The organism is Neorhizobium petrolearium (genome assembly GCF_017873175.1).
Taxonomy (GTDB): Bacteria; Pseudomonadota; Alphaproteobacteria; order Rhizobiales; family Rhizobiaceae; genus Neorhizobium; species Neorhizobium petrolearium.
On the sequence record NZ_JAGGJW010000041.1, the window covers coordinates 1 to 8,094 of the forward strand.

An 8,094-nucleotide genomic window follows, 5' to 3' on the forward strand; every position below is an offset into this window, starting at 1 on the left:
GCCATGTTGGGTGCGCTGCAGAACCTTCAGGATCGATGTGAGGTTGGCAATCCGCTCGTTGGCACTCTTCTCCACCGCCTCCAGCCGCGCGATCTCAGCTTCAGCGGCCTTCAGCCGGACTTCTTTCGCAGCCTGCTCGCGCGCCAGCGCGAGAACCATCGCTTTCAGCGCGTCAACGTCGTCCGGCAGGTCGTGAGGGGGCAAATCCATGGGAAGGATTAGAGCACAAAAACAGCCGTTTTCCCAACCATTACAGCGGCATGATTCATCTTGCCGCAGGCGCGGTCAGCCCGTCAACAAGGGTCGCCTGACCTTGTTCGGGCGGATCTTTTTCCAATCCATTCCGGCCAGCAACGCCATCAGCTGAGAATGGTCCAGACGTATCCGTGCCGCCGATATGCCCGGCCAGCAGAAGCCTTGATCTTCCAAGGTTTTCGAATAGAGGCAGACACCGCTGCCATCCCACCAGACAATACGAATACGATCGGCACAGTGCGCTTCATAATGCACCCCTCCATCAGATTCCGGGCAACCGGACGACTTTATCGTATTGATAATCTCCATAAAACTTCGGGCGTCGATCGACGACACCCTGCACCCCTATCCGGACGGCTTCCGAGGATAACGCTTCGACGGGAACCATCCACGGTGAGCCGGGAAGGATTTGCGTTGCAGGTAAAATTCCTCTCTGCACCAGGCTTTTGGCCGATCCGACGCAAATACCGAGTTTCTCCGCCGCTTTCATCAAGCTGATCATCGGTACGTCCACTTTGGTGGCATCATATTCGGGAATTCCCAGGCGCTCGCGCATGTCACGAACACGCACGGTCGTCCAGCTCTCGCCATCACCTGTCTTGCAAAGCATCCTATTGAGGGAGACCGCGAGTTCCCGATCTGGCCAATGTCCGCCCAGTTTGCGCAGTGCCTCAACGGCCGATGGTGCGAGCTCGGCAGGATATCTTCCGGTCTTGACGCGCGCCACACGCACCTCTGTGTGCCGACCGCCGGTCCAATGGATCAAGAGCACCGCCTCGTTGGTCGCGTCATCGAGATCGCAGATAATCTCCTGAACCAGGATGTGGATGAGCCGCTGCTTCGTTCGCGTGTCCGTGGAGGGCGCATTCCATACGGTCGGCAAATCCTGGGCAAGCTGCAGGAGTCGGCCACGATCGATGACGGGGCGCGCTGCTGACAGCGCGGATAGGTCCTTGATCTTGCGCTCAAGCACGCCTACTCGCTCCAGGGCATCATTCCATCGGGCCTCCAGTTCGCGTGCAACATGCCGCTTGGCCGGGTCCACAAGCTCATACCTGCGACTGGCCAACAGCGCTTCGTAGCGTGCGCCTTCGAGGTCCCGCTCGATTGCCGCAAGGACATCTCTTCGGGACCGCTCGACTTGATCCGAGGCGAAGATTGCCGCTTCGACAGCACGGTCCGACACCGCTTCTAAAATCTGCATCGCAACAGCGCGATCGACCCTGACGCCGCCAATGCCGAGACAAAGGCCGACACCCACGTGAGCATCGTCGCCGCGGCACTGATAGCGATGGGCGTTGCCTTTTGCGCTGCCGTAGAAGACCCGCATCATTCGGCCACAGCGACCGCATCGCATCAGTCCCGTAAAAGGGCACGGCCGCCACGCGCTGACTTGCGATCGCAATTCTTCTTCATGTGCGCGTTCTCGGCCAGAAGCTTATGGTTCTCCTCATACTCTCGCCAACTGATATAGCCTTGATGATTGTCGCGCAGCAGCACGCTCCACTCATCCCTTGGCTTGCGCACCCCTGTGGCCTTGCGAGCGCGGCCATCGATGATCCGCGTTCGCTGCGCGCGTCTTCCGAAGGCATAGGCACCCGCGTAGAGTGGATTGTGAAGGATCTGCATGACGCTGTGATAGGCCGGCGCTTTCCAAACAAGTTTGCAGACGTCGACATTGCGCAGGACGACCGGCATCTTGATATCGGCCGACCGCAGCCACAAAAAAACCTGTCGTCCACTTCCCAGTTCCCGGAATTTGGCAAAAACGTGCCTGATCGTTTCGGCCACATGTTCGTCCGGATCAATCTCGATCTTACCCACCTCGCTCCAGCACAAGCCCGGCGGCAGCATGAACCGCAATTCCCCACGTCCTGCCTTGGAATCACGCGCGGCGATGCCGCGCTGGCGCATCAAACTAAGCTCATACTCCGACATCGTGCCTTTCAATCCAAGCAGCAGGCGATCGTTGACCAGCCGGGGATCATAGGCGCCATCCGGATCGATGACCAATGTACCGGCGAGTGCGCAAAGGTCGATCAGATGATGCCAGTCCCTGCCATAGCGCGCCAGACGCGATGCCTCGATGCAATAGACCGCTCCCACATCGCCGGAGCAGACCTGTGCCACAAGCCGTTCGAATCCGGGCCGCTCCATGCTACCTGAGCCGGAGCGACCGAGATCGTCATCAATGACAGTCACCGATGCAAAGCCAGTCGTTGCGGCAGCTCCAGCCAGATCATACTGCCGGCGCTGACTTTCGAGATTGCCGGTAACCTGAGTCATTGTGGATTACCAGACCACAGCGGCGCGGCGAAGATGGTCAGGCGTGATCTTCGTGTTCATCAACGCCTCCCGTCTTCGTCATTCTGTTCGCTTCCAGAGCTTCCAGCAGAAGGTCCGCTAGCGCTTCCACCAACCCTTTGACGTTCTTGACCGCTGGAACCTGTAGATTTTGGCGCTCCAACTGCAGAACGAGTTGGTCGCGATTTTGATGTCGCCTGCTTCGCATCATCCTTCTCCTTCTTCCTCGAAGGACGGGATTTTGCGCCTCTTAAGCGAGTCGCGCCGAACGATGCGAGCGTCACTGCCAGCTCGTCGAGACCGGCGATGCTGATCTCGGGTGGCCCAAGCGTCATACCGCTGCAGTAGCTCTCGTCGAACATCCAATTCGGCAGTTCATGGGATAGATCGGGCCGCTTGTCCGTATAGATGGACATCAGGCTCTCGCCGCGCCGATACGGCGAAACCCGCACCTCGCTCCCAAACAGCGGATGCCACGGATAGGCGATCGTCGCGAAACGAAAACCGTATGCAGAATGTCGGTCGTTGGTTGCGACGCCACTCATAAAGCTGCGAGGGATCCAAGCCTTCAGACCGGGCAACCGCCGAGACATTCGCCCCAGGCTGTAGCGTCGCGGCGACGATCCGCGCCTTTTCGTCATCCGACCAGGCACGCGGCTTGCGTCGTCTTCGCACGGGCTCCGCGGTCAAAATCTCAAAGGTTCGAGGGTGATTCACACTGTCGCTCATAGAATTCTCCGCATGACTCATGCAGAAAATCGCCGATCAGCAGTACGAAAGATACGTGGGGTGGTCTACGCGCTTACGATTGCCCCACGTTTTTCGTTCGTGTATCGAGCCAAGGCATCCATAGGAGAAGCCGGTGGCTATAAAACTTGTTCAATTGCGTGATTATCGAGATGACAATGGGAATACCGTCCGGACTGGGGCTAATGTAAAATTCCCGGCAAGCGCTCTCTGGCTGAAAGAGCGCAATGCGCACGTCGAAATCGGGAACGACGTCTCGCTTCCTCATTGTCAGATAGAAGTCGGCAGGAACTCGAAATTGATCATTGGCGATGGCTGTCGGCTCAGTGGAAAGATCACTGTTGGTCTCAATAGCCGTGTTGAAATCGGCACGGGCCTGAACGCGACAGGAAATGTCCTAATTCGAGCGGTCGAGAGTACATCAGTCGATGTCGGTAACGATTGTCTTTTTGGCTCAGACATTGTCATTCGCACAGCAGATGGCCACCCGGTTTATGACGCCTTTACTCGCGAAAGAATAAACAAATCCCGATCGATATCGATTGGCAATCATGTCTGGCTGGCTGATCGCGTTGTAATTCTGAAAGGCGTCACCATTGGCAATGCGTCAGCAGTAGGAATCGGCAGCGTCGTGACCAAGAGCGTCGGATCAAACTGCGTCGCCGCCGGCAACCCAGCACGTATCGTGAGAACGGGCGTCACATGGGAGTTAGGATTATCCGACCGCACCGAGGAATTTTACCTATCACCCGAGCAATAGCCTCGTGCACGTTCTGCGACGACTAATTTGCGACGGCCAACACTCGAGTATGCGGAGATGCGCTTGAGATAATGTCGACGCACGAGTTGCCCGTGATGAATCGGTAATGCGTCATTGGGTTTACGGATCTTTCAATCGTCCGTTCGTTTGCCCTCCAGAAAGCGGCATCCGATACAACGTAACCGAAGTGATGCTGCAGTATACCGCTTGTCTGCTCGTCCTCCAGATCGAGGAGTGGCAGATCGTCGACGATTCTCATTATCTCGATCTTCTGGAAAGCGATACGGAGATTGCTCCTCGTTTTGGCGCAGATATACTCCACAAAGCTTTGCGCCGGCGTCCATAGTGAACGAGCCAACTCAAGATCAAGCGCGCTAAAGCGAGGTTCTATTTCCATCGGGACATAGCTAGGCACGTCACGACCTCCTCATCAACAGATGTCCCCTCTTATAACTTCCGGAACAAAACAACGCCCGTCATCGAGTGATCCTGATCGTAATAGAACCCGGATTTCGAGAGACAATCGAACACCGATTTCACTCCTGCCGGACCGATAACCGGCTGATGCAATTCGAGCAGGATCTTCTTTACCGGCGGCATCGGCATGCCATCGAACAGCCCCACTTCACCGCCTTCGATGTCACATACGATCATGGTCGGCCGGAAATCATAGATTACATCCGCCAGGTCAAAGACCGGAACCATGACCTCCTTGGCATTTTTCTCTCCCTCTTTTTTTGAGAGGGATGATCCCCAAAAGTCATTCCTGACGTAAAACGGCATTTCATTCGCTGATGATCCGCGTAGCAACACGCCTGTACGTACATCCACGTTATCCACCGAATTCAGTCGGTGGGTCGCCGCAATCACGCTGGCGAGCGCAGGATTAGCCTCGTAGGCCCTGACCGCCTCGGTCTTCTTATTTCGCGCGGCGATTGTCGAAATAAAACCAAGTCCAGCACCTAACTCGAGGACCCTCTCGCCATCGTCAATAATTTTATCAAGGATCTTTCCCTCGCGCGATTCGTATCGCCCTTCTTTCAAGAACCTCAGAACCGTATCCGAAACGGCCGCTTCGGGAACGGCGATCTTGACTCCTAGATGCTCTACGTATTCTGGCCTGCTCATGTTTCTGCCCTTCCCATCGGGGGTATCCCTTGGTAACTGAGGGCACGTATACCGATCAGACAGCACGAGGGGAAGCTTGAGCATGCCAGATTTTCGGACCCCGCTGATTACAGCGATTATCCCTGTCCGGTTATCCAAGGATCAGCTTTACGACGAGCCAGAGCGCATTCGGCGAATCATTGCGACGCTACCGGCAGCATATGTGCCGCTCATCGTTGACTACGGCACTCCGAGCGAACGAAAAGACGAGCTTTCCGCAATATCCCATGAAACGGGCACAAAACTGGTGCGTGTCGAAACAGGAAGAGAACCGTTCAGCATAGGTCGCGCCAGAGACATCGGGACCCAGCATGCCACTACACCATTGGTAGTTTACCACGATATCGATTTCCTACTCTCTCGAGAAAGCTATGAGAGGGTCATTTACGAAGCCAGGTTGCGCGGGATGCCGGAAAACGCATATCAATTCTTCGCAATCCCAGGCGCTTATCTGACCGAAGAATTCACCAAGAAGTATCTCGATTTGCACTCCGATGGCGACGGCACATTTGCCGACCTGATGGTCCATGACGGCGTGATGCGGAACGATAAGACCGTATTCTCGGTCAACACTTACGCGATATCTGCCATTGTGGCTAACAGATATCACTTGTTGGCGATCGGCGGCCACGATCAGAGCTTCGCTGGGCACGGCGCAGAAGATTTCGAACTTATGCACCGGCTCACTTCTTACAACCATCGAGGACCAAGAACGCGTGATTATTACAAAAATACCAGGAACAACTCGATTCAGAGCTACGAAGGTTTCCGTGCATATTATGCGTTGTACGGAATCGATGTTTTCCAGCGCGGTATTATTATCTCCCATCTATGGCATCCACGCCGCATGGACTTTGGCTATGTAGGCACGGACAATCAGTCACGAGTCTCGCGGATTATGCAGGACTACGACAAGGGTCACACGTCACTGCCCCCATTGATGGATGAAACATCGTCCGAATACACCTTGGCCCTAATAAGGCCGGGAACTTCTCCCGCGCGATCTCTGCGGCACGTGCTCCCTGCGCTTGGCCGCTTCAAATGCATTCCCGACGATCAGTTCGAGGACGGTGATAGCCTGCTCAATTTCGTTAGAGATGAGGGAATCTCTCGCATTCTTTTCCTTAATCCCTACGGGAACGAGCATCGTTTATCGCTTTATCGGGCGACTAGGGCAAGTGGTGTGCGGTTTGTCACTTATGACCGCGGGTCATTGAATGACAGTTGGTTCTTCGACCCCAAGGGGTTCCTTGCTGACAGTGAGTCGTATGCCCCAGAATATTGGGATAAGCCACTCGACACCGAAGATCGGGATCGGACTCTGCAATTCATCGATCAGATGCGATTAAGCAATGAAACACTCGAGAAGAATGGCTACCGCATCGGGGCCGAGCATCTCAGACAGTCTCTTGGCGTTGGAGACCGGAAAGTCGTCTTTGTTGCTCTTCAGCGACCATCAGATACCGCGACAGTCTATTTTTCTGGGCCATGCCAGAACGCAGCCGAATTCAATAACTGGATTGCTCACATGGCGGCCGGCATAGATCCTCGCCGCTATGTGGTCGTCGCGAAAAAACATCCTCTGGAGACCGAGCGGCCCAACATTCCGGGCGTGGTTTTTGTTGATGACAATACTCACATCAATGATCTGATCGATTTGGCCAATAAAGTGGTCGTAATTAACTCTGGAACAGGCATTATTGCCGCCGCTTACGGAAAGCCGGTCATCTGCTGCGGAGACTCTTTTTATGCCCACCGCGGAATTGCGCAATCCGCAATATCGGCTGGACAGTTACTCACGATGGCGCAATCTGACATTCCACGCGACGAAGAACGCGTGATACGTTTCCTCAAGTATCTGATCTTTGACTTCTATTCCTTTGGAAAAGCGGAATATATCGAAAAGATCCAAGACGACGGCTCGCTACGGCGCGTCTCGCGCAAGACTGTCTATTCAGTCATTCGAGGCCTAAGTGAGCAACCGATTCATCTTGGCCCCCCCCCATCGGGCGTTTCGCTTGACGCTCCGCTTTTTTACTCATTCGGTGGGCGCACCGGCATAACTGGCAAACCGGCAAAAGCAAGCTCTTCCCCTGCGAATGCAGTAACAACGTCACCCGCAGAAAAGCTTGCACCGACTGGATTGCGGGCCGCCACGATGGTGATTGTTCGACCATTCGTCGCCAGGATAGGTAATAAGCAGGATGTTCGCGATTTTAACGCCGACCCGGCCGCATTCTTCGCTAACCTGAAAAACCCATGGTATCGCGGAATTGGTGCCATCCTGTTCCCACGCTAGGCGGCGATGATGGCGCGGTCCAAAAGCCTCAAGAGGCTTCTCTGATTGGGGCCATTGTGGTCAAGCCGCTCCTGCACGTTCTTCAACCTTTCCGCGGGTTGCTCGCTTCCATTCGCGCCCGGCGTTTGGACTTCCGCATGAGTGCGTCCGACTTCTTTCCAAAGCTCAACCAGGTTGCGTCGACCCACACGCGGTGTAGGACGACGGCCACCGCCGCGTGTGCCCGCGCCATGCCGCGGCATCTGGCGATAGGGGTAGTGTGCCGAAGGTTCTGCAAATTCACTGAGGGGCGGCCATGACAGGCTGATGATGTTCAACGTCACCTGGTTCCCTGGAAGGAACGCCACCATGACCAGGACTGAAGGTAAGACAGCCAGCGCCGCCGCCAAAGACATTTTGCTTTCGGACCCCGATGGGCGACAACGTAAAGAATCTTTCGCACTCCTTGTGAGGCGACGACTCCCTGATGAACCGCACCGGGTTTGCCGGAGACCCCAACTCGTGAGAAGTAGGGTCTATGACAAGCAAAACGACGAACAAGTTTTCTCCTGAAGTTCGTGCC

At 55.3% G+C, this 8,094-nt stretch carries 8 protein-coding genes and 1 pseudogene; 2 read left to right on the forward strand and 7 right to left on the reverse strand.

What is annotated here, in order from left to right:
- The 6 genes and pseudogenes from J2046_RS33350 to J2046_RS33370 all read right to left on the reverse strand — a co-directional run.
- Positions 1–210 (reverse strand): annotated as a pseudogene (locus tag J2046_RS33350) (IS66 family transposase); the annotation flags it as partial.
- Positions 211–285: 75 nt separating this feature from the next.
- On the reverse strand, positions 286–564 hold the full coding sequence (gene tnpB, locus J2046_RS33355; protein WP_210059084.1) for an IS66 family insertion sequence element accessory protein TnpB: 279 nt from the start codon (positions 562–564) through the stop codon (positions 286–288).
- Entirely contained in the window at positions 518–1,588 is a 1,071-nt protein-coding gene (locus J2046_RS34080; protein WP_233470456.1) for a hypothetical protein, read from the reverse strand. Before J2046_RS34080 ends, tnpB begins: the two co-directional genes overlap by 47 nt.
- 23 nt (positions 1,589–1,611) lie before the next feature.
- On the reverse strand, positions 1,612–2,541 hold the full coding sequence (locus tag J2046_RS34085) for a recombinase family protein (protein ID WP_233470457.1): 930 nt from the start codon (positions 2,539–2,541) through the stop codon (positions 1,612–1,614).
- 59 nt (positions 2,542–2,600) lie between these two features.
- A complete protein-coding gene (locus J2046_RS33365) occupies positions 2,601–2,975 on the reverse strand; it encodes a hypothetical protein (RefSeq protein WP_233470458.1) in 375 nt (124 codons plus the stop codon).
- On the reverse strand, positions 2,935–3,309 hold the full coding sequence (locus tag J2046_RS33370; RefSeq protein ID WP_325169819.1) for a transposase: 375 nt from the start codon (positions 3,307–3,309) through the stop codon (positions 2,935–2,937). Before J2046_RS33370 ends, J2046_RS33365 begins: the two co-directional genes overlap by 41 nt.
- A 112-nt stretch (positions 3,310–3,421) precedes the next feature.
- On the opposite strand from J2046_RS33370, the gene J2046_RS33375 reads away from it, so the two are divergent.
- The gene (locus J2046_RS33375) at positions 3,422–4,066 is read left to right on the forward strand and encodes an acyltransferase (RefSeq protein ID WP_210059088.1); all 645 of its coding nucleotides are present in this window, start codon (positions 3,422–3,424) and stop codon (positions 4,064–4,066) included.
- A 447-nt stretch (positions 4,067–4,513) separates the two neighbouring features.
- Here J2046_RS33375 and J2046_RS33380 read toward each other — a convergent pair whose 3' ends face one another.
- On the reverse strand, positions 4,514–5,194 hold the full coding sequence (locus J2046_RS33380; RefSeq protein ID WP_210059090.1) for an FkbM family methyltransferase: 681 nt from the start codon (positions 5,192–5,194) through the stop codon (positions 4,514–4,516).
- A gap of 82 nt (positions 5,195–5,276) precedes the next feature.
- Between J2046_RS33380 and J2046_RS33385 the strand changes: the two genes are divergently transcribed.
- A complete protein-coding gene (locus J2046_RS33385) occupies positions 5,277–7,532 on the forward strand; it encodes a capsular polysaccharide export protein, LipB/KpsS family (protein WP_210059092.1) in 2,256 nt (751 codons plus the stop codon).
- The last annotated feature ends 562 nt before the right edge of the window (positions 7,533–8,094 follow it).